This window comes from Actinomycetospora chlora (assembly GCF_039542135.1).
Classification (GTDB): Bacteria; Actinomycetota; Actinomycetes; order Mycobacteriales; family Pseudonocardiaceae; genus Actinomycetospora; species Actinomycetospora chlora.
In genome coordinates this window covers 29,859-54,777 of the sequence record NZ_BAABHO010000046.1, presented here as the reverse complement: position 1 = coordinate 54,777, position 24,919 = coordinate 29,859, and the positions used below count along the sequence as shown (strand labels likewise).

At 74.9% G+C, this 24,919-nt stretch carries 22 protein-coding genes and 1 tRNA gene; 6 read left to right on the top strand and 17 right to left on the bottom strand.

Going from position 1 to position 24,919, the window contains the following annotated elements; all coding sequences use genetic code 11:
* A partial coding sequence (locus ABD994_RS23625) for an ATP-binding protein (RefSeq protein WP_345421121.1) occupies positions 1–2,302 on the bottom strand: 2,302 nt, incomplete at its 3' end.
* 140 nt (positions 2,303–2,442) lie between these two features.
* Between ABD994_RS23625 and ABD994_RS23620 the strand changes: the two genes are divergently transcribed.
* Both ABD994_RS23620 and ABD994_RS23615 read left to right on the top strand, forming a co-directional pair.
* Positions 2,443–3,117: a hypothetical protein gene (locus ABD994_RS23620; RefSeq protein ID WP_345421118.1), complete on the top strand. Its 675-nt coding sequence runs from the start codon at positions 2,443–2,445 to the stop codon at positions 3,115–3,117.
* Positions 3,118–3,188: 71 nt separating this feature from the next.
* Entirely contained in the window at positions 3,189–3,503 is a 315-nt protein-coding gene (locus ABD994_RS23615; protein WP_345421115.1) for a hypothetical protein, read from the top strand.
* Positions 3,504–3,515: 12 nt separating this feature from the next.
* Here the strand turns inward: ABD994_RS23615 and ABD994_RS23610 are convergent, their stop codons facing one another.
* From ABD994_RS23610 to polA, 3 genes are all read right to left on the bottom strand, one after another.
* Complete coding sequence (locus ABD994_RS23610) at positions 3,516–4,277, bottom strand: maleylpyruvate isomerase family mycothiol-dependent enzyme (protein WP_345421112.1); 762 nt, start codon at positions 4,275–4,277, stop codon at positions 3,516–3,518.
* Positions 4,274–4,900, bottom strand: coding sequence for a TetR/AcrR family transcriptional regulator (locus tag ABD994_RS23605; RefSeq protein WP_345421109.1), 627 nt, complete (start codon positions 4,898–4,900; stop codon positions 4,274–4,276). The genes ABD994_RS23610 and ABD994_RS23605 overlap by 4 nt, the downstream gene beginning before the upstream one ends.
* A gap of 114 nt (positions 4,901–5,014) precedes the next feature.
* The gene (gene polA / locus ABD994_RS23600) at positions 5,015–7,786 is read right to left on the bottom strand and encodes a DNA polymerase I (RefSeq protein ID WP_425550115.1); all 2,772 of its coding nucleotides are present in this window, start codon (positions 7,784–7,786) and stop codon (positions 5,015–5,017) included.
* An 81-nt stretch (positions 7,787–7,867) separates the two neighbouring features.
* On the opposite strand from polA, the gene ABD994_RS23595 reads away from it, so the two are divergent.
* From ABD994_RS23595 to ABD994_RS23585, 3 genes are read left to right on the top strand one after another with little or no spacing between them, the layout of a single operon-like run.
* Complete coding sequence (locus ABD994_RS23595; RefSeq protein WP_345421106.1) at positions 7,868–8,311, top strand: PaaI family thioesterase; 444 nt, start codon at positions 7,868–7,870, stop codon at positions 8,309–8,311.
* A gap of 47 nt (positions 8,312–8,358) precedes the next feature.
* A complete protein-coding gene (locus tag ABD994_RS23590; RefSeq protein WP_345421103.1) occupies positions 8,359–11,121 on the top strand; it encodes a helix-turn-helix transcriptional regulator in 2,763 nt (920 codons plus the stop codon).
* 45 nt (positions 11,122–11,166) lie between these two features.
* Entirely contained in the window at positions 11,167–12,750 is a 1,584-nt protein-coding gene (locus ABD994_RS23585; RefSeq protein ID WP_345421100.1) for an FAD-dependent monooxygenase, read from the top strand.
* 78 nt (positions 12,751–12,828) lie between these two features.
* Here ABD994_RS23585 and ABD994_RS23580 read toward each other — a convergent pair whose 3' ends face one another.
* From ABD994_RS23580 to ABD994_RS23525, 12 genes are all read right to left on the bottom strand, one after another.
* Positions 12,829–13,548 (bottom strand): ABC transporter ATP-binding protein, encoded by a 720-nt coding sequence (locus ABD994_RS23580; protein WP_345421097.1) that lies wholly within the window; start codon positions 13,546–13,548, stop codon positions 12,829–12,831.
* On the bottom strand, positions 13,545–14,498 hold the full coding sequence (locus ABD994_RS23575; protein WP_345421094.1) for an ABC transporter ATP-binding protein: 954 nt from the start codon (positions 14,496–14,498) through the stop codon (positions 13,545–13,547). The genes ABD994_RS23580 and ABD994_RS23575 overlap by 4 nt, the downstream gene beginning before the upstream one ends.
* Positions 14,495–15,652, bottom strand: coding sequence for a branched-chain amino acid ABC transporter permease (locus tag ABD994_RS23570; RefSeq protein WP_345421091.1), 1,158 nt, complete (start codon positions 15,650–15,652; stop codon positions 14,495–14,497). Before ABD994_RS23570 ends, ABD994_RS23575 begins: the two co-directional genes overlap by 4 nt.
* Before the next feature lie 8 nt (positions 15,653–15,660).
* Positions 15,661–16,647 (bottom strand): branched-chain amino acid ABC transporter permease, encoded by a 987-nt coding sequence (locus ABD994_RS23565; protein ID WP_345421127.1) that lies wholly within the window; start codon positions 16,645–16,647, stop codon positions 15,661–15,663.
* A gap of 251 nt (positions 16,648–16,898) precedes the next feature.
* A complete protein-coding gene (locus tag ABD994_RS23560; protein WP_345421088.1) occupies positions 16,899–18,122 on the bottom strand; it encodes a branched-chain amino acid ABC transporter substrate-binding protein in 1,224 nt (407 codons plus the stop codon).
* 170 nt (positions 18,123–18,292) lie between these two features.
* Positions 18,293–19,507: a branched-chain amino acid ABC transporter substrate-binding protein gene (locus ABD994_RS23555; RefSeq protein WP_345421085.1), complete on the bottom strand. Its 1,215-nt coding sequence runs from the start codon at positions 19,505–19,507 to the stop codon at positions 18,293–18,295.
* A gap of 188 nt (positions 19,508–19,695) precedes the next feature.
* Entirely contained in the window at positions 19,696–20,349 is a 654-nt protein-coding gene (locus ABD994_RS23550) for an ANTAR domain-containing response regulator (protein WP_345421082.1), read from the bottom strand.
* Positions 20,350–20,517: 168 nt separating this feature from the next.
* Positions 20,518–20,591: transfer RNA gene (locus tag ABD994_RS23545), tRNA-Leu, on the bottom strand.
* 890 nt (positions 20,592–21,481) lie between these two features.
* On the bottom strand, positions 21,482–22,102 hold the full coding sequence (locus ABD994_RS23540) for a rhomboid-like protein (protein WP_345421079.1): 621 nt from the start codon (positions 22,100–22,102) through the stop codon (positions 21,482–21,484).
* Positions 22,103–22,158: 56 nt separating this feature from the next.
* Positions 22,159–22,578: an OsmC family protein gene (locus ABD994_RS23535; protein ID WP_345421076.1), complete on the bottom strand. Its 420-nt coding sequence runs from the start codon at positions 22,576–22,578 to the stop codon at positions 22,159–22,161.
* A gap of 26 nt (positions 22,579–22,604) precedes the next feature.
* Positions 22,605–22,889: a WhiB family transcriptional regulator gene (locus tag ABD994_RS23530; RefSeq protein ID WP_345421073.1), complete on the bottom strand. Its 285-nt coding sequence runs from the start codon at positions 22,887–22,889 to the stop codon at positions 22,605–22,607.
* 109 nt (positions 22,890–22,998) lie between these two features.
* Positions 22,999–23,871 carry an alpha/beta hydrolase gene (locus tag ABD994_RS23525; RefSeq protein WP_345421070.1) on the bottom strand — a complete coding sequence of 291 codons (873 nt, stop codon included), beginning with the start codon at positions 23,869–23,871 and terminating at the stop codon, positions 22,999–23,001.
* Between the two features lie 268 nt (positions 23,872–24,139).
* Between ABD994_RS23525 and ABD994_RS23520 the strand changes: the two genes are divergently transcribed.
* Positions 24,140–24,460 carry a GNAT family N-acetyltransferase gene (locus ABD994_RS23520; protein WP_345421067.1) on the top strand — a complete coding sequence of 107 codons (321 nt, stop codon included), beginning with the start codon at positions 24,140–24,142 and terminating at the stop codon, positions 24,458–24,460.
* A 3-nt stretch (positions 24,461–24,463) separates the two neighbouring features.
* Here the strand turns inward: ABD994_RS23520 and ABD994_RS23515 are convergent, their stop codons facing one another.
* On the bottom strand, positions 24,464–24,919 hold the full coding sequence (locus ABD994_RS23515) for a MaoC family dehydratase (RefSeq protein ID WP_345421064.1): 456 nt from the start codon (positions 24,917–24,919) through the stop codon (positions 24,464–24,466).

Here is a 24,919-nt window from a genome sequence, read left to right as displayed (position 1 = left end):
CCCGGCGGGCGCGGTCCGCCGCCGCGCGCAGCCGGACGGCGACGCCCTCGCGCCCGGCGTCGGCGGCCGCCGCGGAGTCCGGCTCGAGCGCGTCGAGCAGGGCGATCGTGTACCCGCCGTCGGACGCCGCCGCGAGCGCGTCGTGGGCCTCGGCCGTGACGTCCTCACCCCGGGCGCGCCGCACGGCGAGGTGCGGGAGGTCGGCGGCGACGGTCAGCTCCCGGGCACCCCGGTCCCGGGCGCGGCGGCGGGCGGGCTCCGCGAGGTCCAGCGCCCCGGCGAGGTCGCCGGCGGCGAGGGCGGCGGTGGCCACGACGCCGCCCACCTCGGCGGCGATGAGCGAGAGGCCCTGCCCGGCCCAGGTCTCGAGGGAGGCGGCGAGGTCGCCGACCGGGCCGGGTGGGTCGGACCAGAGCGCGACGTGCGCGCGGCAGGCGTCGAGGCCCTCGAGCGCGATGAAGCCGGGGTGCTCGTCGAGGAACAGGGCGTGCTCGTCGATGAGGCCGACCGCCTCGCCCACCCGCCCGCCGCGGCACAGCGCGCGGACCGCGGGCAGCAGCGCGCAGGTGGCGCTCGCGGGCTCGCCGATCCCCATCGCGAGCAGCTGCCCGGCGCGGCCGTGCTCGAGCGCGGCGTCGACGTCGCCCCGCTGGCCCGCGATCTCCGCACGGATCGCCCCGTCCCAGGCGCGCAGCTGGTGGTGGCCGAGCTCGTCGAGGGCGGGCAGGGCGGCGTCGGCGCAGGCGAGCGCCGCGGCGTCGTCGCCGAGCCACAGGTGGGTGTAGGCCAGCACCTGCAGGGCCTCCACGCGGCCCCAGAGGTCGCCGGCGGCCGTCGCCCGCTCCGTGGCCCCGGCGAGGACGGGCGCGGCCACGGCCGGCGCGTCGAACCCCTGCGCCATCCCGAGCAGGATCATCGCCCGCCCGCGGACGTCGTCGGCGGCGCCCGCGTCCTCGGCCACCGCGACGGCCAGGCCCAGGCCCTCCTCCAGCTCGCCGGCGTACACGGCGTGGAACGCGTGCGCCCAGCGCAGGCGGTCGGGGACCGGCTCGCCCGCCGCCGTGAGCGCCGCGGTGACGCGTCGTGCCCGGTCGAGCCCCTCGCGGCAGCGGCCCCGCAGCGACCACCAGAAGGCGAGGTCGGCGACGACGTCGGCGGCCGGCCCGCGCGCGCCGTCGTCGCCGGACGCGCCGTGGGCCAGCACCGCCCGGACGGCCTCGGCGTCGCCGTCGAGGCGCGCCAGCACGGCGGCGTCGGCGCGCTCGAGCCCGTGCCGGGCGGCGGCGGCGAGCGCCGCCACCCATGGCGAGAGCCGGGCCAGGGCCCGGTGGGCCTCGCCGGGCACGACCTCGCGCGCGTGCTCGCGGACGGTCTCGAGCACCAGGTAGGTGCCGTCGGCGGGCCGGAACCGCACCAGCGAGTGGTCGACGAGCTCCTCCAGCACCGCCACCGCGTCCGGACCTCCGATCGCGGCCGTCGCCGCGTCGAGGGAGAGGTGGCCGTCGACCACCGACAGCGCGGCGAGACCGGCGCGGGCCTCCGACCCGAGCAGGGCCGTGCTCCAGGCCAGGCACGCCTGGAGCGACCGGTGGCGCGGGTCGCGCTGCGTGCTGCTCGTGAGGAAGGCGAGCCGGTGCGCCGTCCCCTCCTCGATGACGCGCAGCGGCAGTGCCCGCGCGCGGGCCGCGGCCAGCTCGAGCGCCAGGGGCAGCCCGTCGAGCGCGGCGGCGATCCGGCGGGCGCGCCGCGCGGTGTCGTCGGTGTCGGGCAGGTCCGGGCGCACCCGCCGCGCCCGGTCGAGGAACAGCGCCGTGGCCTCCCCGGCCGGTAGCCCCTCGACCGGCAGCGTCCGCTCCCCCGGCACCCCGAGCGAGACCCGACTGGTGGCCAGGACGTGCAGCCGGGGCAGCCGGGCGAGGAGGGCGTCGACGAGCGCGGCGACGGCGTCGCGCACGTGCTCGCAGTTGTCGAGCACGAGCAGGACGTCGCAGTCCCCGAAGCGCTCCCCGAGGCGGCCGGCCAGGCGGTCGAGGGGCGCGCGGGCGGGGTCGTCGCGGATGTCGCACGCAGCGAGCACGATCGACCAGAGGTCGTCACCGGGCGTGTGGGTCGCCAGCTCGACGACGCCGGCGACGGCGGGGGCGACGTCGGCGAGCGCCTCGGTCACGAGACGGGTCTTGCCACTGCCGCCCGGCCCGACGGCCGTGACCAGCCGTTCGCTGCCACACAACCGGCGCAGCGTCGTCAGCTCGGTGTCGCGGCCGACGAACGGCGTCGCGACCGACCGCACCCCCTCGGTCATGGCGGCAGTGTGATCGAGCGCGACCGCTCCCGTCACCCGTCGGGCCGACGAGGTCTGCCGATCGGCAGATGTTCCGCCCGTTCGGCTCACCCAGAGTGACCGATATCGGGCAGGGAGCCCGCCGACGCGAGGAGACCACGATGCGCTCGTCCACCGTCCTGCTCGCCGCGACGGTCGTCGCGGCGCTGCTCTACGTCGCCGGCGCCGGCGCGCTCGGCGCGCCGCCGGACGCCACCGCGTCCGGCGACGAGGTGGTCGCCTGGTTCGCCGCCCACGGCAGCGGCGTCCGCGCCTCCGTGTGGTGCCTGACGCTGCTGGTGCCGGCCGCCGGCACGCAGGTCGCCCTCATCCGGCACCGCCTGCCCGCCCCGTACCGCGACGTCTTCCTGGCCGGCGGCCTCACCTTCCTCGCCGAGACCGCGGTGATGGGCTGGCTCTGGTGCGCGCTGTCGTCCCACCCGGGATCGCTCGAGCCCGGCACGGCCCGGGCCCTGCTCGACGTGGCGTCGTTCTGGGGTCCGGTCCTGACCGGGTCGACGACGCTGATGCTCGGCGCCGTGGTGGCGGCCGCCGTCCGCGGCGCCGTCGCCCTGCCGCGCTGGCTCACCGTGCTCGGCGCGGTCGCTCTCGTCGAGCAGGCGATCGAGACGGTCACCGTGTTCGGCCGGACGGGGTTCACCGCCCCGGGCGGGCCGATGAACCTCTACCTCGGCGCGGTGCTGACGCTCGCCTGGTTCGTGGCGCTCGGCGTCGTGCTGGCGCGGCGCGGAGAGCGCGTCGGGGCCCCGGTCGCCGAGCCGGCACCGGCCCGGTGACGACCCGGGCCGGGTCCGGACCCACCGGGGGGCGGGTCCGGACCCGGTCCGGCGTGCGCCACGATCACGCGGTGGCACGGTGGCGGCGCAGCTTCCTGCGCGAGGTGAGGGCGGAGCTGATGCGCCTCGGGCTCTCGGCGTGCCCGGTGTGCGGCGCGAGCGAGCTGGAGATGCTCGCCCGGCCCCGCCTCCTGCGCGTCGGCGGACCGGGAGCGCAGGGCTGGCGGCGGCGCGCGGACGCCGACGAGGGGACCGACCACCTCATCGCCGTGCGCTGCGACCTGTGCGGGCACGAGCTGCTGTTCGACTCCGAGCGCTACCGCCGCAGCGGCGAGTCGGAGCTGGTCAGCGGCCCGGACGAGGACGACGACCGGCCGGGCGGCTGAGCGCCCCGGCCGTCAGAACGGGACCTGCGTCTCCAGCAGCCCCTCGGCCGGGGCCCGCCCCGAGAGGCGGCGGCAGAAGTCGACGGCGTCGTGGGACAGCTCGGGGCCGCCGGCGCCCCGGCTCCAGTGCCCGCCGGCCGGGCCGGTCAGCTCGAGGCGGAACGGCTGCCCGTGCCGGGACGCCCACTCCCCCACGACGTCGTCGACGAGGACGCCGTCGTGCTCCGGGGTCAGGTCGAGGGTCGCGCCGCAGGCGTCGGTGATGTCGATCCGGTGCATCCACGGATCGCGGGTCAGGATCGTCTCCCACAGGTAGCCCATGGTCCACACGTCGCCGGGCGCGCCGGTCATCGTCATGCGCCGCGTGAGCGACGACGCGCGGGCCCGGCTGCGGGCGGCCCGCGGTGCCCGCTCGGCGTAGGCCGCCGCGATCGTCGGGCCGTCCGTGTCCGCCCGCTCCTCGACCTGCAGGCCGGTGAGCTCGTCGATGAACTCGGTGCCGCGGCGCCTGCTGCGGACGGTCGCGGTGAGGTTCTGGCGCACCATCTCCCGCGTCGTCGCGATCATGTCGACCATGCCGAGGCAGTGCGCCGCGACGGCGCGCACGTCCCAGCCGGTGCAGACGGTCGGGGCGGCCCACTGGTCGGCGTTCAGGCCGGCGAGCAGCGCGGCGAAGCGCTCGTACTCGGTGGCGGCCAGCCGGTCGGCGGTGGGCCGGTCGAGCGTGGAGGTGCGTGGTGGTGTCCTCGCGACGGTGGTGGCGGCGGTGGTCATGACCCCTCCCGGAGAGGTGTGAGCGGTGGGCCCGGCAGGCCCGTGTTGTCGGCGTACATGTCGACGACGCGTGGCAGCAGCCGCCGCCAGCGCTCGCCGCCGGGGTCGTTGGCCAGCTGCTGGGAGACCATCGCCCCGACCAGGGCGGTGAAGATGTCGCGGTCGTCCGGGTCGCCCAGGCCGAGCCCCTCCAGCAGCCCGACGAGCTGCGCCATCACCGCGAGCGACGGGGCGTAGGCCTCGGGCGAGGGCCGGAACCCGGGCACCACGGCGGTGTCCATCAGCTGGTGACGGACGGGGTCGGCGACGGCGAAGTCGAAGTACGTGCGCGCCACCGCGAGCAGGACCTCGCGCGGCGCCTCCGGCAGGTCGGCGTACGCACCTCGCCCGACGGCCAGGTACTGCTCCCAGGCCTGCCCGAACATCGCGTCGATGATCGCGAGCTTCGACGCGAAGTGGCCGTACAGCGACGGCGCGCGCATCCCGATCCGCTCGGCGACCTCCTTGAGCGTCATCGCGGCGAGCCCCCGCTCCCGCGCGACCTCCCACGCCGCCTCGACGATCTCGAGGCGGGTCGCCTCACGACGTTCGGCGCGGCGATCACGCGTCGGCTGCCCTACCACGATTCGTAGTGTCGAACGGAGTTAGGCATGTCGTCGATCGGCCGGGCGGGTGACGCGGGGACGGCGATGACCCCGCGCCCGGGGCCGGGCGCGGGGTGCGGGGTGTGGCCGGGTCTAGTGGGCCGCCTGGTCCCAGGAGCGGCCGAAGCCCACCGACACCTCCAGGGGCACGTCGAGCTCGAAGGCCGCACCCATCTCGCGGCGGACCAGCTCGGTGACCTGCTCCTTCTCGTCGGCCGCGACCTCGAGCACGAGCTCGTCGTGCACCTGGAGCAGCATCCGCGAGCGCAGACCCTCGGTGCGCAGCGCCTGGTGCACCCCGAGCATCGCGACCTTGATGATGTCCGCCGCGCTGCCCTGGATCGGGGCGTTGAGCGCCATGCGCTCGGCCATCTCGCGCCGCTGGCGGTTGTCGCTCGTGAGGTCGGGCAGGTAGCGACGCCGGCCCAGGATCGACGAGGTGTAGCCGTCCTTGCGGGCCTGCCCGACGACCTGCTGCAGGTAGTCGCGCACGCCGCCGAACCGCGCAAAGTACTCCTCCATCAGCTCCTTGGCCTCGTCGGTGGAGATCCGGAGCTGGGCGGAGAGCCCGTAGGCGGACAGCCCGTACGCCAGGCCGTAGTTCATCGCCTTGATCTTGGCGCGCTGCGCGGGCGACACGTCGTCCTCGCCGACGCCGAACACCCGTGCCGCGGTGGCCGAGTGGAAGTCGTAGCCGGACTGGAACGCCTCGATCAGCGCGTCGTCGCGCGAGAGGTGCGCCATGATGCGCATCTCGATCTGCGAGTAGTCGACGGTCATGAGCTCGGCGAACTCGCCGTCGGCGGAGTCCGACCCGACGACGAAGGTGTCGCGGATGCGGCGGCCCTCGGCCGTGCGCACCGGGATGTTCTGCAGGTTGGGCTCGGTGGAGCTCAGGCGGCCGGTGCGCGCGATCGTCTGGTTGAACGTGGTGTGGATGCGGCCGTCGTCGCTGCACGCGTCGAGCAGACCCTTCACCGTCACCCGCAGCCGCGTCGCGTCGCGGTGCTCGAGGAGGTGCTCGAGGAACGGGTGGGGGTTCGACTCGTTGAGCGTCTGCAGCGCGTCGGCGTCGGTGGTGTAGCCCGTCTTGGTCCGCTTGGTCTTCGGCATCTGCAGCTCGTCGAACAGCACCACCTGCAGCTGCTTCGGCGACCCGAGGTTGATCTCCTTGCCGATGACGTCGTACGCCGACTGTGCCGCGGCCTGCACACGGGCGCCGAACTGCGACTCGAGGTCGTGCAGCGCGGTGATGTCCACCGCGACGCCGGCGGCCTCGAGGTCGGCCAGCACGGCCAGCAGCGGCAGCTCCAGCTCGGTGAGCAGGGCGGTGCCGCCGAGCTCGGCGAGGTCGGCGTCGAGCTTGTCCGCGAGGTCGGTGACCGCGCGGGCCCGCAGCATCTCGGCCTGCGCGAGCGCCGCGTCGGCCTCCTCCTCGCCGCCGTCGAGCGTGAGCTGCTCGCTCTCGCCGGCCGCCTCCTCCACCCGCAGCTCGCGGCGCAGGTAGCGCAGCGCGAGGTCGGCGAGGTCGAAGCTGCGCTCGCCGGGACGGGCGAGGTAGGCCGCGAGCGCGGTGTCGCTGGTGACGCCCTCGAGCCGCCAGCCGCGGGCCCGCACGGCGTGGCTCGGGCCCTTGATCTCGTGGCCGGCCTTCGGCAGGTCGGGGTCGGCGAGCCAGGCGGCCAGCGCCTTCTCGTCGCCCTCGTCGAGCGTCTCGACCGCGAGGTAGGTGGTCTCGCCGTCGGCGGCCGCGAGCGCGATGCCCTCGAGGTCGCCCGTGCCGTGCGCCCAGTGCCCCCGGAACGCGAGCCCGACCCGGCTGCCGTCGCGGGCGTGGTCGGCCAGCCAGTCGGCCACCGCGCCCGTCTCGAGCGCGGCGCCGCGGACCTCGAAGCCCTCCTCGGCCTCGGGCTCGGCCGCGGTGAGCGTGGAGAACAGCCGCTCGCGCAGGACGCGGAACTCCAGCTGGTCGAACAGCTGGTGCACCGCGTCGCGGTCCCACTGCCGCACCACGAGGTCGTCCGGGCCGGCGCCGATGCCCTCGACGTCGCGCACCAGCTCGGTGAGCTGGCGGTTGAGCACGACCGACGAGAGGTGCTCGCGCAGTGCGTCGCCTGCCTTGCCGCGGACCTCGTCGACGCGGTCGACCAGGGCGTCGAGCGACCCGAACTCGCGGATCCACTTCTGCGCCGTCTTCTCCCCCACCCCGGGGATGCTCGGCAGGTTGTCGCTCGGGTCGCCGCGCAGCGCCGCGAAGTCCGGGTACTGCGCCGGCGTCAGCGTGTACCGCTCCATGACCTGCTCGGGCGTGTAGCGCACGAGATCGGACACGCCCTTGCGCGGGTAGAGCACCGTGACGTCGTCGGACACGAGCTGGAACGCGTCGCGGTCGCCCGTACAGATCGACACCGTCATGCCCGCGGCCACCGCCTGCGTGGTGAGCGTGGCGATGAGGTCGTCCGCCTCGTAGCCCTCGACCTCGAGCACCGGGATGGCCAGCGCCGCCAGGATGTCCTTGATCAGGTCGATCTGGCCGCGGAACTCGTCGGGCGTCGAGGACCGGTTGGCCTTGTAGGCCGCGTACGTCTCGGCCCGGAACGTCTTGCGCGAGACGTCGAAGCACACCGCGACGTGCGTCGGCTCCTCGTCGCGCAGGAGGTTGATGAGCATCGACGTGAAGCCGTAGACGGCGTTCGTGGTCTGCCCGGTGGTGGTGTTGAAGTTCTCCGTGGGCAGCGCGAAGAAGGCCCGGTACGCCAGCGAGTGCCCGTCGAGCAGCAGGAGCCGCCCGCGCCCGCTCGCCGGGGCGTCCGGGACGGTCTCGGCCGGGACGGCGGATGACGGAGCGGTGCTGGTCGGAGCCACGTCCCGGAGTCTAGGCGCGACCCCCGACACACCCGGCCCGCCCGGGGAGCCCCGCCCCGACCGCCGCCCTACCCTGCGGGAATGACCAGTTCCCGGGCGCCCGAGTCGGCGGCGGTCCCCGACATCGAGGTGCAGTACCCCGACGAGCAGCTCGCCGCCAAGATGGGCATCGAGATCACGTCGTGGGAGCCCGACCGGGTCGTGGGCACCATGCCGGTGACGGGCAACCGCCAGCCGTTCGGCCTGCTGCACGGCGGCGCCAACGGCGTCCTCGCCGAGACGCTCGGGTCCACCGCGGCCGCCCTGCACGGGTGGCCGGAGCGCGCGCCGGTCGGCCTCGAGCTCTCGTGCACCCACCACCGCTCCGCGCTGGGCGGAACGGTCACCGGCGTCTGCACGCCGCTGTCGGTCGGACGCACGATCGGGACGTTCGAGATCGTGATCACCGACGACGAGGACCGCCGCGTCTGCACGGCGAAGCTCACCTGCGTCTACCGCTCGCGGCCGCCGGGCTCCGGGAGCTGAGACCTCCGCCCCTGGTCAGCGGGCCGGGGGCACGCTGCAATGGGCGGATGACCGCCACCCGTGCCCGGCTCGTCGGCCGGGACGCCGAGCGCGCGCTCGTCCGCCGCCGGGTGGCCGCGCTGGGCGCGGGGACGGGCGGCGCGCTGCTGGTCACCGGCGAGGCGGGGATCGGCAAGTCGCGCCTGCTCGCCGAGGTGGCCGACGCGGCGGCGACGGCGGACCGGCCCGTGCTCGCCGGGCGCGCGGTGCCCGGCGGCGGGGCATATCGGCCGGTGGCCGAGGCGCTGTCCGCTCCCCTGCGTGCCGGGCCGGTACCCGACACCGACCGGCTGCGGCCGTTCCGTCCCGCGCTCGCCCGGGTCCTGCCCGGGGCGTTCCCCACACCGTCCGACGCCGGGACGCCCGGCGCCGATCCCGCCGTCGTGCTCGGCGAGGGCCTGCTCGCGCTGCTCGCCGCGCTGCACGGCGACCGCGGCGCCGTCCTGGTGCTCGACGACCTGCACTGGGCCGACGCCGACACCCTCGACCTGCTGGTGTACCTCGCCGGCGCCGCCGCGGGGGCGGGCCTGCTGCTCGCGCTCGCCGCCCGCGACGACGAGCACGCCCCCGGCCTCGCGGCCCTCGGCGGGCACCCCGACGTCACGGTCGTGCCCCTGCGACGCCTCGACGCCGACGCGGTGGCCCGGCTCGCGGGCCGCCCCGACGAGACGACCCTGGCGGCGCTCCTGCGACGGTCCGAGGGCCTGCCGTTCCTCGTCGAGGAGCTGGTCGACGGCGGGACGGACACGCTCCCGGCGAGCTGGGCGACCCTGGTCGCCCACCGTCTCGCGGCCCTGCCGACGGCGGCCCGCACGGTGCTGGACGCGGCCGCCGTCGCCCCGGGCGACCCCGACCGCCTGCTCCTCGCGTCCGCCACGGGCGAGGGCGAGGAGACCGTCCTCGCCGGGCTGCGGGCGGGGGTCGCCGCGGGCCTGCTGACGGCCGCCGGCGGGCGCCTGACCTGGCGGCACGCCCTGACCCGCGACGCCGTCGTCGCCGCCCTGTTCCCCGGCGACCGGGAGGACCTGGCCGGGCGCCTCGCCGCGGCCCTGGAGTGCCGCGACGGACCGGGTGACCGGGAGGTCGCCGCGCAGTGCCACGCCGACGCGGGCGACCACCGCCGGGCCACCGGGCTCCTGCTCGACCTGGCCCGCCGGGACGCCGACCGCGGCGCGCTCGGCCACGCCGAGGAGCTGCTGGCGCGTGCCGACGCCCTGGGCACGGCCCCGGGCGCGGTGGCCCTCGAGCGGGTCCGGGTGCTGACGCTGCGCGGCGCGGCCGCCGACGCGCTGGCCGTCGGGGACGCGGCGCTCGACGCCGGGGTGGTGACCGGCGACGAGCACGCGGAGCTCTGTCTGCGCCTGGCCCGCGCCGCGGTGCTGGGCGGGCGCTACGCCGAGGCCGCGCAGCGGGTGGCCGGGATCGGGCGGCCCGGTGACCACCGCGCGCTCGTGATCGCCGCCGACGCCGCGTTCGGGGCCGGCGACGTCGCCGCCGCGAGCGGGTGGGCGCGGGCGGCGGTGGATGCCGCGGAGGGGGCCGCGGAGGGCACTCCCGAGGGCGCGGCGACCCTCTGCGAGGCGCTCCTCGTCCTCGCACGCTGCGGGCTGGCCGACCCGGACGTCGACGGGATCGCGCTCACGAGCCGCGCGGCCGCGGTCGCGGCCGCGCACGGCCTGACGCCGTGGCGCGTCGAGGCGCTCTTCCACCTCGGGGCGCGCCGGATGAGCGCGGGTGACGCGAGTGCCCCCGACCTCGCGCGGGCGCGTGACCTCGCCGAGCGCCACGGCATGCTCGCCCGTGCCGCCCAGGCCGACCTCCTGCTCGCCGACGCGGCGCTGCACGTCCACGGCCCGCACGCCGCCCTCGCGATCCTCCGCCCGGCGATCGAGCGGCTCGCCCGGCTGCGCCTGTCGACGCTGCTCGGCACCACCGAGCTGTTCGCGGCGGCGTCGTGCGCGCTGATCGGGGACCGCGCCGGGGCGGACAGCATGCTCACGGCGTCGCGGAGCCGCCCGGACCTCCCGGCCGACGTGGCCGTCATCGGCCCGCTCGTGCCGGCACTGACCGCCCTGCTGGCCCACGACCTGGAGCGTGCGACGGCCCTCGCCGACCGCGCCGTGACCCCGGCGCTCACCCATCGCAGCGCCGCCCCCATCCCCTTCTACGGTCTCTGGCCGCTGCTGCGGACCCTGCGCGCCGACCGCGACGCCGAGGCCCGCGACGGCCTGCGCGGCCACCCCGTCCTCCTCGCCCTGCCCAACCGCGCCGCGCTCGTCTACGCCGACGCGATCGCGGCGGGCCGCGACGGCCGCACCGAGGACGCCGACGCCCTCGCCGCGGCGGCCGCCGCCGACCTCGCGGACTGGCCGTGGTGGCACCGGCTCCTGCGCACGATCGTGCTCGAGGCGCAGGTGCGCGACGGGTGGGGCGACCCGGTGCCCGCCCTGCGCGCCGACCTCGCCGTCCACGAGCAGGGCACCGACGCCGGCGCCCGCGCGCTGGCCCGCACGTGCCGCGACCTGCTCCGGGCGGCCGGCGCGCCCACCCGCCGCTCGGGCGACGGGGTGCCGCCGGACCTGCGTCGCCTCGGGGTGACGGCGCGGGAGGCCGAGGTCCTGGCGCTCGTCGCCGAGCACCGCACCAACGCCGACATCGCCACCCGGCTGCACCTCTCGACCCGCACCGTCGAGACCCACGTGGCGCGGCTGCTGGCCAAGACCGGCACGACGGACCGCGCCGGGCTGCGGGCGTGGGCGTTGGATCCGTAGTCGGTACGGACGTCGTCGGGGCCCCCGCGCCCGAGGCTCGGGGCCATGGAACACACAGCGCACACCCCCCACGTCCTCGTCGTCGGCGCCGGCCCCGCGGGCCTGGCCACCGCCCTCTCCGCCGCGCGCCACGGCGCGCGGGGGTTGCTCGTCGAGCGGCACCCGACGACCTCGATCCACCCCCGGGCCTCGGGGCTCAGTACGCGGACCATGGAGATCTTCCGGGCCTGGGGCGTCGCCGACGCCGTCCGCGCCGCGAGCTCGACGGTCATCGCCCGCAGCGCCACCGGCGTCACCCTGGCCGACGGCGAGCTCACCGAGAGTTCCCTGGGCTTCCCCGTCCCCCGCGAGGCGCTCGCCGTCAGCCCGTCGTTCCCGGCCTGCTGCGCGCAGGACCACCTCGAGCCGATCCTGCTCGACGCTGCCCGCCGCGCCGGGGTCGACGTCCGGTTCTCCACCGAGCTCACCGACCTCGTCGTCGACGACGACGGAGGCACCGCACGGCTCCTCGACCGCGACACCGGCCGCACGACGACGGTGCGCAGCCGCTTCGTCGTCGGCGCCGACGGGCCGCGCAGCCGGGTGCGCACGGCCCTCGGCATCGGCACCGAGCCGATCGGCGGCCTGGGCCCGGCGATGCAGGTGCTCTTCCGTGCCGACCTCTCGGCGGTCCTCGACGGGCCCCGCCACGCCCTCTACTGGCTCAGCCACACCGAGGCCTCGGGACTGCTCATCGCCTTCGGCACGGAGGGCGGCACCGACCGCTGGGGCTTCGCCCGTCAGGACCCGTCCGCCGACGACCGCGCCGGCGACGACGCGTACTGGACCCGGCTGCTGCGCCTCGCCACCGGCGTGCCGGACCTGCGGCCGGACTTCCTGGGCACCGCGTCCTTCGACCTCGCCGCCGAGCTCGCCACCACCACCCGCGCCGGCGCGGCGTTCCTCGTCGGCGACGCCGCGCACCGGATGACGCCGGTCAACGCGGTCGGGCTCAACACCGCCGTCCACGACGGCCACGGCCTGGGCTGGAAGCTCGCGTGGGTCGCCCGGGGACAGGCGGGCGAGGCGCTGCTCGACAGCCACGTCGCCGAGCGCGGGCCGGTCGGCGAGCGCAACGCCCGCCGCTCGACGCGTCCCGGGGTGCCCGACCCCGCCGACGGGATGGTCGGCGACCTCGGGTCCCGCTACGGCTCCCCGGCGCTCGTCGACCCGGCGGAACTGCGGGCGGACCCGGGCGAGCGGGCCCCGCACGTCTGGGTCCGGCACGCGGGCCGGCGGTGCTCGATGCTGGACCTGTGGGACGGGCGCCTGACGCTCGTCACCGCGTCCGACGCCTGGCGCCGGGCGGCGGGCGTGGTCGGCCTCGCCGCCCCGGTCCTCGACGACCCCGACGGCCGCCTCGCCCGGGCCTACCGGCTCGACGCCGGCGGCGCGGTCCTCGTCCGTCCCGACGGCTACGTGGCCTGGCGTGCCGAGACCGTGACCGTCGACCCCGCCGCCACCCTCCGCACCGCCGTCGCCGAGACCCTGGGGCTCGCACCGGGAGGAGCGAACGGGCGGTTCGCTGCGTCTACGCGCCCGAACTCCCCGTTCGTTCCCGGGCGGGGCGAGCCGGTCCCGATCTCCTGACGGATCTTTCCACGCCACGCGGAGCAGCGCGCTGCGCCGGACGCCGAACCCCTCCGTTCGTGCCGGAGGGGGCGGGCCTCAGCTCACGCCCAGGTAGGCGTCCTGGATGGTCGGGTCGGCGAGGAGGTCGGCGCCCGTGCCGGAGCGGGTGACCTCGCCGGTCTCGAGGACGTAGGCCTGGTGGGCGAGGCCGAGGGCCTGGGTGGCGTTCTGCTCCACGAGCAGGACGGTGGTGCCCTGGCGGTTGATGTCCTCGATCACGCGGAAGATCTGCGCGATGAACTGCGGCGCGAGGCCCATCGAGGGCTCGTCGAGCAGCAGCAGCCGCGGCCGGGCCATGAGTGCGCGGCCCATTGCGAGCATCTGCTGCTCGCCGCCCGACAGCGTGCCGCCGGTCTGGGAGCGGCGCTCCTTGAGCCGCGGGAACAGCTCGAAGACGCGGTCGAGGTCGTCCGCGAACTCCTTGCTGCGACGGTCGGAGCGCAGGTAGGCGCCCATGTCGATGTTCTCGGCGACGGTCATGCCCGGGAAGATCCCGCGGCCTTCGGGCACCTGGCTGATCCCCCGCTTGACCCGCAGGTCGGCGCGGATCGCGGTCAGGTCGTCGCCCTCGAAGCGCATCGACCCCGACGCCAGGCCGAGGATCCCGGAGATCGCCTTCATCGTCGTGGTCTTGCCCGCGCCGTTGGCGCCGATGAGGGCGACGATCTGGCCCTCCTCGACGCGCAGGGAGATCCCCCGCAGCGCCTGGATGCGCCCGTAGGCGACGTGCACGTCCTCCAGCTCGAGCAGGCTCACGCGTGCCCCTCCCCCGACTCCGCCCGGGACGGGGTCGCCTCGTCGATCGCCCCGCCCAGGTATGCCGAGATCACCGCCGGGTCGCGCCGGACCTCGTCGGGCAGCCCGTCGGCGATCTTGCGCCCGAAGTCGAGGACGACGAGCCGGTCGGTCACGCCGAGGACCACGCGCATGTCGTGCTCGACGATCACCACGGTGTAGCCGTCGTCCCGGATCTTCAGGATGAGCTCGGAGAGCGCGTCCTTCTCCGTCGCCGAGAAGCCGGCCGCGGGCTCGTCGAGGCAGAGCAGCTTCGGCTCGGTGGCGAGCGCGCGGGCGATCTCGAGGCGCCGCTGGTAGCCGTAGGGCAGCGCCGTCGCCTTGTCCGCGGCACGGTCGGCGATGCCGACGAACTCCAGCAGGGCCATCGCCTTCTCGACGGCCTCCTTCTCCTCGCGCCGGTGCCGCGGCAGGCGCAGCAGCGCCCCGGGCACCGACGTGCGGTGGCGCGCGTCGGCGCCGACGACGACGTTCTCCAGCGCGGTCATCGCGCCGAAGAGGCGGATGTTCTGGAACGTGCGGGCAACGCCCTCCTGGATGATCCGGTAGCGCTTCATCCTCGCGAGCGACCGGCCTTCGAGGCGGATGTCGCCGGTCGTCGGCCGGTAGACGCCGGTCATGATGTTGAAGCAGGTGGTCTTGCCGGCGCCGTTCGGGCCGATCAGGCCGAGGATCTCGCCGCGCTTGACGTCGAAGGTGACGTCGTCGAGCGCCGTCAGCCCGCCGAAACGGACCGTCAGCGCGTCGACCGCCAGCAGCGTCTCGCCCTGGGCGACCGAGGACACGCGCCGCGGGGCCACCGACGACGCCACCGCTGCGTCGTGCGCGGCGCGCTCGGTCGCGTCCATGTGCTCGAGGGACTCGAGGATGCCCTCCCCCGGGTCGCCGTCCAGCCGCGTCGGCTCGGTCATTCGCCACCTCCCCGCGGCGAGGTGCCGGCGTGGTCGTCGGGCGTGGTCTCGGCCAGGTCCCCCCGAGCCTTCGAGGACGCCGTCAGCCCGCTCGGGGCGACGGCCGCCCCGGCCCCGAACAACTTCTGGTACGCCTGGCGGCCGTAGGCCAGCAGGTGCTGGCGCATGCCCAGGATGCCCTGCGGACGGAAGATCATCAGCACGATCAGCGCGATGCCGAAGACGAGGAAGCGGTACGTCGGCTCGAACTGGAACCGGTCGGGGATGTAGGAGACGAGGAACGCGCCGACGATCACCCCGACCTTGTTGCCCTGCCCACCGAGGACGACCGCGGCGAGGTAGAGCGTCGAGGTGGTGATGTCGAAGCGCTGGTTGTTGACGTAGCCCACCTGCGCGGCGAACAGCGTCCCCGACAGGCCGCCTACCGCGGCGCCGATCGCGAACGCCCAGATCTTGAACCGGTAGGTCGGGACGCCCGACAGCTCGGCGGCGTCCTCGTCCTCGCGCACGGCGATCCACGCGCGCCCGACCCGCGAGCGCTCGAGGTTCCCCATGAAGAGCAGGACGATCACGATGATGATCACCGCGAGCCAGTAGAAGCCGAGGGCGTCGGTCTGGCTGAAGATCGGCGTGCCGTCCGGGAAGTCGCCGCCGGGCCGCGCGATGTTCTGGAAGCCGCGGTTGCCGCGCAGCGGGTCGACGTTGTCGGCCAGCAGCCGCACGATCTCGCCGAACCCCAGCGTCACGATCGCCAGGTAGTCACCGCGCAGCCGCAGCGTCGGCGTCCCGAGGATGACCCCCGACAGCATCGTGACCAGCATCGCGATCGGCACGATGACCAGCCACGGGTAGCGCACCCCGAGCTCGGAGTCCGGGCTCGAGAGCAGCGCCGCGGTGTAGGCGCCGATGGCGAAGAAGCCGACGTAGCCCAGGTCCAGCAGGCCGGCCTGGCCGATGACGACGTTGAGCCCGATCGCGATCAGTGCGAACACCGCCGCGTTGAACAGCGAGATCGGGAAGTCGGTGTACGGCTCGGTCGTGATGATCGGCGGGTTCAGTACCGGCAGGGCCATCAGGAACAGCACGACGGGGACCATGTAGCCCCACTGCGCCGGCCGGCTCTGCGCGTTCCACCAGTGCGAGACCGTCTGCATGCGCTCTCTCACGCTCGCGCCCTCGCCAACGACTCGCCCAGGATGCCCGTGGGCCGGAACATGAGGATGAGCACCAGGAGGACGAACGCGACGACGTCGCGCCAGTCGCCGCCGAACAGGCTCTGCCCCCAGTTCTCGACCACGCCCAGGATCAGGCCACCGAGCAGGGCGCCGCGCAGGTTGCCGATGCCGCCGAGCACCGCGGCGGTGAACGCCTTGATGCCCAGCAGGAAGCCGCCGTTGTAGACCGCGCCCTGCGGGATGGTCATGAGGTAGAAGAGCCCGGCCACGCCGGCCAGCAGCCCGCCGACCAGGAACGTGATCATGATGACCCGCTCCCGGTTGACGCCCATGAGCGTCGCGGTCGCCGGGTCCTGCGCGACCGCGCGGATGCCGCGGCCGAGGCGGCTGCGGTTCACGAACTGGTCGGCGATCACGAACATCGCGATCGAGGCCAGGATGATCGTGAGCTGCAGGTTCGTCACCGGGGCGCCGAAGACGGAGAACAGCGGCTCGGGGGGCAGCAGGCGGATGGTGCCCTCGGGGTTCGACCCGCGCCAGATGCGGATGACCTGCTGGATCGCGAACGAGGCGCCGATCGCGGTGATGAGGAAGGCCAGGCGCGGCGCGTTGCGCCGCCGCAGCGGGCGGTACGCGACCCGTTCCAGCCCGACGGCCGCCAGGCCCGAGACGACCATCGCCACCAGTCCCGCCAGGACCAGGTCGAGGATGATCGCGGGCAGCGGCAGGTTCGGCAGGGCGCCGGGGGTGAACCCGAGCGCCAGGAACGTCAGGTACGTGCCGAACACCCCGAGCACGAAGATCTCGGAGTGCGCGAAGTTGATCAGCTGGAGCACGCCGTAGACCAGCGTGTACCCGAGCGCCACCAGCGCGTAGATGCTGCCGTACGCCAGGCCGTTGATCGTGTTGGCCCAGAACCGGTCGAGGAACAGGCCGACGTCGAAGTTGATCCAGGGCTCGGCGTGCACGATCAGCGGCGCGGCGTGCGCCCCGTGCGCGAGGGCCAGATCGAGGACGGTGCTGATGACGCGCTCCTGCGGGTGCGTCGGGCGCCCACGGCGGTGGGCACGGGAGTGGGGGCACGGCAGTGTCGGACGGACCGCCGCGGGGCGGCAACACGGGGGCGCTCGGGACGACGTGGCCGTCACCGGGTGCGACAGCCGACGGCCGCGCCCCCGCGCGACGGTGCGCGGGGACGCGGCCGGGGCCCGTCAGGTCGTGCGCGTCAGCCGATCTGGCTGTCGGTGACGATCTGGTTGCCGTTCACGCGGTACATCCAGACCGGGGTGTTCGTCAGCTCGCCCGTGGGGCCCCACTGGAACCGCTTGGTGAGCCCCTGGCCGTTGTAGCCGCGGACGAAGTTCAGCAGGCCCGCCCGGTCGGCGATCCCGCTGTCGAGACCGCGCAGCAGGATCGTCGTGACGTCGTACGACTCCGCCGAGTAGGTCTGCGGCGGGCTGCCGAAGGCCTGCTGGTAGGCGCTCGAGAAGGCCGTGAAGCCCTCCTGCGGGACGCACGGGCAGGACAGCAGCGTGCCGTTGGCCGCACCGGCCGCGTTGACGACGTACTGCTCGTCCTTCACGCCGTCGGGGCCGATGAAGGTCGTCTGCACGCCGGCGTCGCGCAGCTGCTGGACCAGCGGCGCGGCCTCCTGGTAGTAGCCCGAGTAGAAGATCGCCTGCGGCGCCTGCTGCTGGACCTGGCCGATGACGGCCGAGAACTCGCGCTGGTTGGTCTTCACGTCGACCTGGCAGCTCGCGACGTTCGGGCCGAGCACCTGGTTGACCTGCTGCGCGAGGCCGATGCCGTAGTCCGAGTCGTCCTTGATGACGCAGACCTTCTGGGCGTTGAGGCGCCCCTGGATGTAGCGCGCGACGGCCGGGCCCTGCACCGCGTCGTTGCCGAGTCCGCGGAAGAAGTTCGTCCACCCGTTCTGCGTCAGGCCGGGGTTGGTGGCCGACGGGGTGATGTTGACGATGCCGGCCGCGTTGAGGGCCGGGCCGACCGCGCGGGACTCGCCGGAGAACGGCAGGCCCACGATGCCGAGGACGGCCGGGTTGTTGATCAGTGCCGTGGTCGGGCCGACGGCGGTGTCCGGCGTGCCGCCGGTGTCCGCGCGGACCAGCGTCACCTGGCAGTTGGGGTTCGCCTGGTTGTGCTGGTCGACCGCGAGCTGGGCCGCGTTCACGATCGCGATGCCGAGCGCGGCGTTCTGGCCCGCGATGGTGCCGGCGTAGCCGATGGACGTGCCCGGGGCGCAGCGCCCCTGCCCGTTGCCGGCCGGCAGGGCCGCGTCGGTGGGCTGGCTGGGCGCGCCGGCCGCAGGCCCGCCGCCCTGTTGCTGCCCGCCCCCCTGGTTGGCGCAGCCGCTGAGCACCAGCGCGACTGCTGCCACGAGCGCGCCCGCGGCTGCGAGCCGTCGTCGGAACACGTCCACCTCCGTCGTCACGAGTCGTCGATCCACGACGGGGTCCGCATGATCTCGCTCGCCCGGTCGGGTGTGGAAGGTATAGGCGTGTGCGCGCTCCGGCGCAAGCGCCTACACCGTCGTATTCGGACCGTAACGCCCGAACTCGCGGAGATCTCCGAGGGAGATCCTCCGGGTGGCGGTGGGGCGGATCAGTCGGCGGGGCCGACCACCGACCACTGGCCGCCCTGCACGCGGTAGATGGTCACCGCGTCGGTGCTCACGTCGCCGAAGCGGTCGAACGACAGCGGCCCGGTGATGCCGTCGCCGTGGAAGCCCTGGACCGCCCGGACCATCTCCGGCCGCAGGGCGGCCGACCAGTCGCGGTCCTCGCCGAGCGTCCGGACAGCCGAGTCGATCAGGACGTTCGCGGCATCGAAGGTGAACGCGCCGTACGAGCCGATCGCCTCGGGGTAGCCGGCCTGTCGGTAGGCGTCGACGAACTCGCGGGCCGCCGGCAGCGTCTCCGGGGGCGGACCGACCGAGGTGCCGAGGTCGCCCTCCCGACCACCCGCGGTGACGTAGCCGGGGTTGACCACGCCGTCGCCGCCCATCACCGGGACGCGGACGCCGGCCGCCGCGAGCGCCGCCGAGAGCGGACCGCCCTCGGGGTACTCGCCGCCGTAGAAGACGGCGTCGGGCGACGCGGCGGCGACGGCCGCGACGACCCGGGCACGGTCCCCGCCCGGCGGTGCGCTGATGCGCGCGGCCACCTCGCCGCCCTCGGTGACCAGCTGCTTGGCGAACTCCTCGGCGATCCCCTCGCCGTAGGTCTTGCCGTCGGACACCACGGCGACGCGGCGTTTGTCCTCGGCACGCGTGAGGTAGGTCGCGGCCGCCGGGCCCTGGACGGCGTCGGTGGCGACCGTGCGGAAGAACGTCTGGTACTGCCGCAGCGGCGCGGTGACGGCGTTGGCGCCGCGCGTCAGGGTGGTCGCGGTGCTGCCCGGCGAGATCTGCACGACGCCGGCCTCGCCCAGCACCGGCTGGACGGCCTGGGCCACCGACGAGTTGAAGGGGCCGAGCACCCCGACGATCGACGGGTCCCGGGCGAGGGTCGCGGCCGCGGCGGCACCGGTGGCGGGGTCCGCGCGGTCGTCCTGGCTCTGCACCGCGAGGTGGTAGCCGGGCACGGCGCAGCGGGCGTTGGCCTGGGTGACCGCGAGGTCCGCGGAGTTCTTCATCCCGAGGCCGACCGACGACAGCTCGCCCGACAGCGGCGCCACCAGGCCGACGACGAGCGTGCCGCGGCTGGTGTCGCAGTCGCCGCCGGTGCCCGAGAGCCGACCCGCACCGCCGCACCCGGCGGCGAGCAGCGCCACCGCGGTGGCCAGCACCGCCACCGTCCCGCGGAGATGACCTCGCACCCGCCTCGACCCCCTGCCGTGATGCCCTGCCGCCGTGCCCTGCGCCTGCCCGGCGAGGGCCCACGGTAGGTCACGGTCGAGTGACGGCCGCGCGGGGGACGGTGCGCGTGCACCCGGCCTGCTCAGCGACGACACCCACCGACGGAGCAGTGGTCGTCATCCGTGCGGACCAGCCGCACGGTGGGCGATCAGCCGAACGTCTCGATCACGGCGTCGGCGACGGCCCGCATGGTGGTGCGTCGGTCCATCGCGGTGCGCTGGATCCAGCGGAACGCGTCCGGCTCGGTCATCTTCTTCTTCGCCTGGAGCAGGCCCTTGGCGCGCTCCACGGCCTTGCGGGTCTCCAGGCGGTCGGTCAGCCCGGCGACCTCGGCCTCCAGGGCGGTGACCTCGGCGAAGCGCGACGCGGCCAGCTCGATGGCGGGCACGACGTCGGTCTTGGAGAACGGCTTGACCAGGTAGGCCATCGCACCGGCGTCACGCGCGGACTCGACGAGCTCGCGCTGGCTGAACGCGGTGAGCATGACGACCGGGGCCAGGCGCTCGCCGGCGATCGCGCGCGCGGCCTCGAGCCCGTCGGTGCCGGGCATCTTGATGTCCATCATGATCAGGTCGGGCCGCAGCTCCCGGGCGAGGCGCACGGCCTGCTCGCCGTCGCCGGCCTCGCCGACGACCTCGTAGCCCTCCTCGCGGAGCATCTCCACGAGGTCGAGCCGGATGAGCGCCTCGTCCTCGGCGACGACGACCCGCAGGGTCGTGGGCGTCGCGCCCTCCGCAGCAGCCTCGGTCTCGCTGATCGTGTCGGCCGACTGGCTCATGAGCGGCTCCTCCTCGCGCGTCATCGCGTCATCCCCTCCGGACGGCGCGGCGCTGCGGATCGCCCCGGGACAGTCGGCCCGCCCCCACACCGTCCGGGCAGGCCGTTTCGATTCAGGAGACTACCTGCGGCGACGGCCCGCGCCGATCGTGACGCTTGCCTCGCGAGGGGCGCGTAACGCCCGTCGCGTCGGTGCCCTCGGTGGGATTCGAACCCACACTGCATGGATTTTGAGTCCATCGTCTCTGCCGATTGGACTACGAGGGCCCGCCGTCTGGTCTAACAACTGCCTGAGCAGAGCCAGACGGCCTCGGAGGAGCATAGACAGACCCACGCGGGGGGCACGTGCCGCCACCGCGCGCGGGAGAGCGTTGTCGGTGCTCGGTGCGACGCTTCGCCGTGTATCCCCAGGAGACGGTCGCGCTCGCCATGGCCCTCCGGTCGTCAGGGCTCGACGCCACGGCGATCGGCAGGAGTCTCGGGGTACCCAAGAGCACCGTGCAGTACTGGTGTCGCGGCGGCCGGGGTCCCGATCGCCGGACCCGAGCCGAGGACTGCCTGCGGTGCCGTGGGGCGTCGCTCGACGAGCACCAGTACGCGTTCCTGCTCGGCCACTACCTCGGTGATGGCCACATCAGCAGAGCCACGGGGTCGGTCTTCGCGTTGTCGATCTACTGCACCGACGACTACCCGGGGGTGTCGGCCGAGGTCCAGGAGGCGGTCAGGGCGGTCATGCCGATCTCACGCGTCCACGTCGTGGCACGGACGGGATGTCACGCCGTCAAGAGCTACACCAACCACTGGCCGTGCCTCTTCCCGCAGCACGGGCCAGGCATGAAGCACACCCGGCCGATCGTGCTGGAGCCGTGGCAACAGGAGATCGTCGACCGCGAACCCGGCCGGCTGCTCCGCGGCCTGTTCCACTCCGACGGGTGCCGCATCACCAACTGGGCGTCGAAGCAGACGCCGGACGGTCCGCGGCGGTACGAGTATCCGCGGTACTTCTTCTCCAACAAGTCGCTCGACATCCTCCGTCTCTGCGCCGACGCCCTGGACGCCCTCGGGATCGCCCACCGCCGACCGCGGTGGGACATGATCTCGGTCGCTCGGCGCGCCGCGGTCGCACGTCGGACGAGTTCGTGGGGCCGAAGTACTGATCAGGCCGTGGCCACCCGGGTCCGCCGGCGCACGACGGCGCCCACCCCGAACCCGATGGTCGCGGCCACGAGGTGCCCCACGCTCGTGAAGTCGGGCACCGCCCCGGACCACGACGCGTCGAGCAGCGGCCAGCCCAGGAGCACGACGGCGCCGGCGAGCCGCCACCACCGCGGCAGCAGCACCACCGCGGCCGCGGCGGCGGCCTGGGCGCCGTAGCTGACGCCGACGTCGGGACCGGTGAGCACCGCCGCGGGGTAGCGGCCGGCGTCGACGGCGACACCGATCACCACGGCGGTGAGGGCCGTCGCGCCGACGTGCCCGCCGAGGAACGCGGCCGCCGCGGCCCCGAGTCCGTGCCGGGCCTCGAGCCACCACAGCGCGACGCCGACGCCGATCCCGACGATGAGCACCGTGCCGACGGTGACGCCCGGGGTGTTGCCGAGGAAGAAGACGCTCGTGGCGATCGCGCCGACGGGGTGGTCGCCCAGGTTGGCGACGTTGGTGCTGCTCCACGCCCGCGCCGCGGCGAAGGTGCCGGTGAGCGCCAGGACCAGCTGGACCGCGACGAGGACCAGGAGGAACGCCACGGTCACCGGCCCGCGCCGGACGTAGGCGCCCACACCCCCAGGTTCCCACCGCCGTGCGTCGGGCGCGGTGAGGACCGGGTAGGGCCGCGTCAGCCGGCGGTCGCCCCGGTCCCGACGTCGAGGTGCGTGACGATCACGAGCGCGTCGCGCAGCAGCACCGTCACCGGCGTGCTGTCGACGACGGCGGCGAGCTGGCGGCGGGCGTCGGCGTCGAGGTCGGCCGCGAGGACGACCCGGCGGTGCAGCACCGGCGGCGGCCCTGCCTCGAACGACACCTCGACGGTCACCGCGCAGCCGGGCACGTCCCAGCGCCGCAGGAAGGTGCGCACCGACATGGCGGTGCAGGCCGACAGCGACGCCGAGAGCAGGCCGAAGGACGTGGCACCCTCGACCGGCGCGTCGTCGGCGGGCACGAGGCAGTCGAGCGCCAGTCCGTTGACGTCGATCGCGACCGTCCGGCCGTCGCCGTCGGGCAGGTGGCCCCGGGCCCACACCGCGGGTGCGTCCATGGGCCCAGCCTGCCACCTGGGCCCGCTCAGCCCCGGCGCAACCGGGCCAGCGACTCGCGTCGTTCCTGCTCGCTCTCCCCGCCCCAGACGCCGTAGGGCTCGGCGACGCGGTGGGCCCAGTCGCGGCACGGTTCCCGCACGGGGCACGACGCGCAGATCCGCGCCGCGGCGGCGACGCGTTCGCTGCGCGACGGGTCGCGCTCGCCGTCCGGGTGGAAGAAGAGCTCGGAGTTCATCCCGCGACAGGCGGCGTGGACCTGCCAGTCCCAGTGATCGGTGATCGCCCACGGGAGCCGCGACACATCAGCCATTGATGCACACCTCCTACCGACCGTCGTACACCTCGGCACCGACGGTCGGTGTGAGATCCCCGTCTCCCCGGCGAGGGGGTGTACCGCGAGACGGTCGAGCGGGTTCGGCTCAGGCCGCGGCAGCCGCCGGTGCCGCGGGGGCGCCCTGCGGGCGGCGACGGCCGGCGCCGGAGAGCCCGTGGGAGACCGCGGACGGCCACCGGAACGGCCGCCACCGGTCGAGGGGCACCTCGAGCCGGTCGGCCACGGCCACGAGCGCGGCCGGGTTGTGGGTCAGCCCGCAGTGGCTGCCCGGCACGACGACGTTCTCGCAGAGATCACCGTCGTCCTGTCGGCAGCCGTCGCCGTGCAGCAGACCGTCGTAGGGCGAGTACACGGCGACCGACCGGACCGACACGGGCCGGCGGACGGCCTCGATGACCTCGTCGGTGCGTTCGGAGAAGCCCCAGTGCCGGTCGGCGGCGCGGAACGCGCCGGTCACCCGGTTGATCTCGGCCTCGGGCCGCCAGGGCGAGCCGAGGCAGACGATCCGCTCGACGGCGTCCGGGCGCACCTGCGCGAGCCAGCGGGCCATCAGCCCGCCCAGGCTCCAGCCCACGATGGCCACCGGGCGACCGTGCCGTGCGTGGACGTCGTCCAGGCGCTCGAGCAGCCCGTCCAGGATCGCGTCGGTGAATCCGTGGTTGATCCCGAGGGTCCAGCGGTGCGTGTGGAAGCCGCGCGAGCGCAGGTGGGCGCGCATCGCGGCGGTGGTGATGTCGCTCGTCATGAAGCCGGGGATCACCAGGACCGGCCGGCCGTCGCCGCGACCGCCGTCGGGCACGAAGTGCCGCACGGTGTGCCACGCGACGGTCTCGAGCGCGGCGCGTCCCAGGTCGGTGGCCGTGAGCCACCAGGAGGGGAACGGGAGGGAGGTGACCCCGGGTGTGGAGCCTGCTTCGAGATCCGGGCACCGCTCTGGTGCCGGTGTGGGGGCGTCCATCACGACCACCTCCTCGCCCCGGACACCGCCTCGACGCGGTCTCCGGACGACCACGAATTACCCGGTGCCCCGGCCGGACAACCACGTCGTCCGGTGTCCCGGGTCGAGCCCTCCCCGATCGAGGGGGTGAGCTGCCGTTCGTCGTGCGGCGAGGCCCATCGGACTCTCCGGCGGACACCGCTCCCCCGTTCTGGGCAACGGTCCCTTGCGCCGTCCGGCCGTGCCGGCGACGCTGCGTGCACAGCACGGCACGGAGGGTCGGGGGGCCATGGACGAGGGTCGCGAGGTCGCGTACGACCCCGTGCACGCGCGCGTGGAGATCCGCCACGACGGCGTCGTCACCGGGTTCGTGGAGTTCGGGCTGCGGGCCGACGCGGCGGTGCTGGTGCACACGAGCGTGGCCGACGCCGACGCGCCGGCGCTGATCGACGGCGCGCTCGCCCTGCTGCGGGCCCGCGGGTTCCGCATCGTGCCGCTCTGCCCGCGCGTGCGGGCCCACCTGCTGGCGCACCCCGCGCAGCAGGTGGGCGTCGACACCCGGTTCCTCGACGGTGACCGCCCGCCGCAGCGCCTGGCCGCGGCGGGCTGACCGTCAGAAGTACGCGCGCGTGACGAGGTCGGCGACGCACGCCGGCTTGGGCGAGCCGTCCACCTCGATGGTCACCCGCGTGACGAGCTGGAGCCCGCCGTCGCCGACGTCGGTGGCATCGACGAGCGTCGACCGCGCGCGGACCCGCGTCCCCGAGCGCACCGCCGAGGGGAACCGGACCCGCTCGAGCCCGTAGTTCAGGCCCATCCGCGTGCCCTCGACGCGCCGCAGGCCGTCGAGCAGCAGCGGGACCAGCGAGAGCGTCAGGAACCCGTGGGCGACGGTCGCGCCGAACGGCCCCGCCGCGGCCCGCTCGGGGTCGACGTGGATCCACTGGTGGTCGCCGGTGACGTCGGCGAAACCGTCGATGCGGTCCTGGCCGATCTCGAGCCAGTCGCCGGGTCCGAGCTCGCGGCCCAGCGAGGCGAGGAGCTCCTCGCGTCCGTGGAAGGTCTCCAT

Coding starts and splice junctions, on each gene's coding strand:
- ABD994_RS23595 (WP_345421106.1), top strand. CDS start 7,868: ATGACCAGTTCCCGGGCGCCCGAGTCGGCGGCGGTCCCCGACATCGAG.
- ABD994_RS23535 (WP_345421076.1), bottom strand. CDS start 22,578: ATGGACGCACCCGCGGTGTGGGCCCGGGGCCACCTGCCCGACGGCGAC.
- ABD994_RS23530 (WP_345421073.1), bottom strand. CDS start 22,889: ATGGCTGATGTGTCGCGGCTCCCGTGGGCGATCACCGATCACTGGGAC.
- ABD994_RS23620 (WP_345421118.1), top strand. CDS start 2,443: ATGCGCTCGTCCACCGTCCTGCTCGCCGCGACGGTCGTCGCGGCGCTG.
- ABD994_RS23575 (WP_345421094.1), bottom strand. CDS start 14,498: ATGACCGAGCCGACGCGGCTGGACGGCGACCCGGGGGAGGGCATCCTC.
- ABD994_RS23520 (WP_345421067.1), top strand. CDS start 24,140: ATGGACGAGGGTCGCGAGGTCGCGTACGACCCCGTGCACGCGCGCGTG.
- ABD994_RS23525 (WP_345421070.1), bottom strand. CDS start 23,871: ATGGACGCCCCCACACCGGCACCAGAGCGGTGCCCGGATCTCGAAGCA.
- ABD994_RS23585 (WP_345421100.1), top strand. CDS start 11,167: ATGGAACACACAGCGCACACCCCCCACGTCCTCGTCGTCGGCGCCGGC.
- ABD994_RS23610 (WP_345421112.1), bottom strand. CDS start 4,277: ATGACCACCGCCGCCACCACCGTCGCGAGGACACCACCACGCACCTCC.
- ABD994_RS23515 (WP_345421064.1), bottom strand. CDS start 24,919: ATGGAGACCTTCCACGGACGCGAGGAGCTCCTCGCCTCGCTGGGCCGC.
- ABD994_RS23550 (WP_345421082.1), bottom strand. CDS start 20,349: ATGACGCGCGAGGAGGAGCCGCTCATGAGCCAGTCGGCCGACACGATC.
- ABD994_RS23570 (WP_345421091.1), bottom strand. CDS start 15,652: ATGCAGACGGTCTCGCACTGGTGGAACGCGCAGAGCCGGCCGGCGCAG.
- ABD994_RS23590 (WP_345421103.1), top strand. CDS start 8,359: ATGACCGCCACCCGTGCCCGGCTCGTCGGCCGGGACGCCGAGCGCGCG.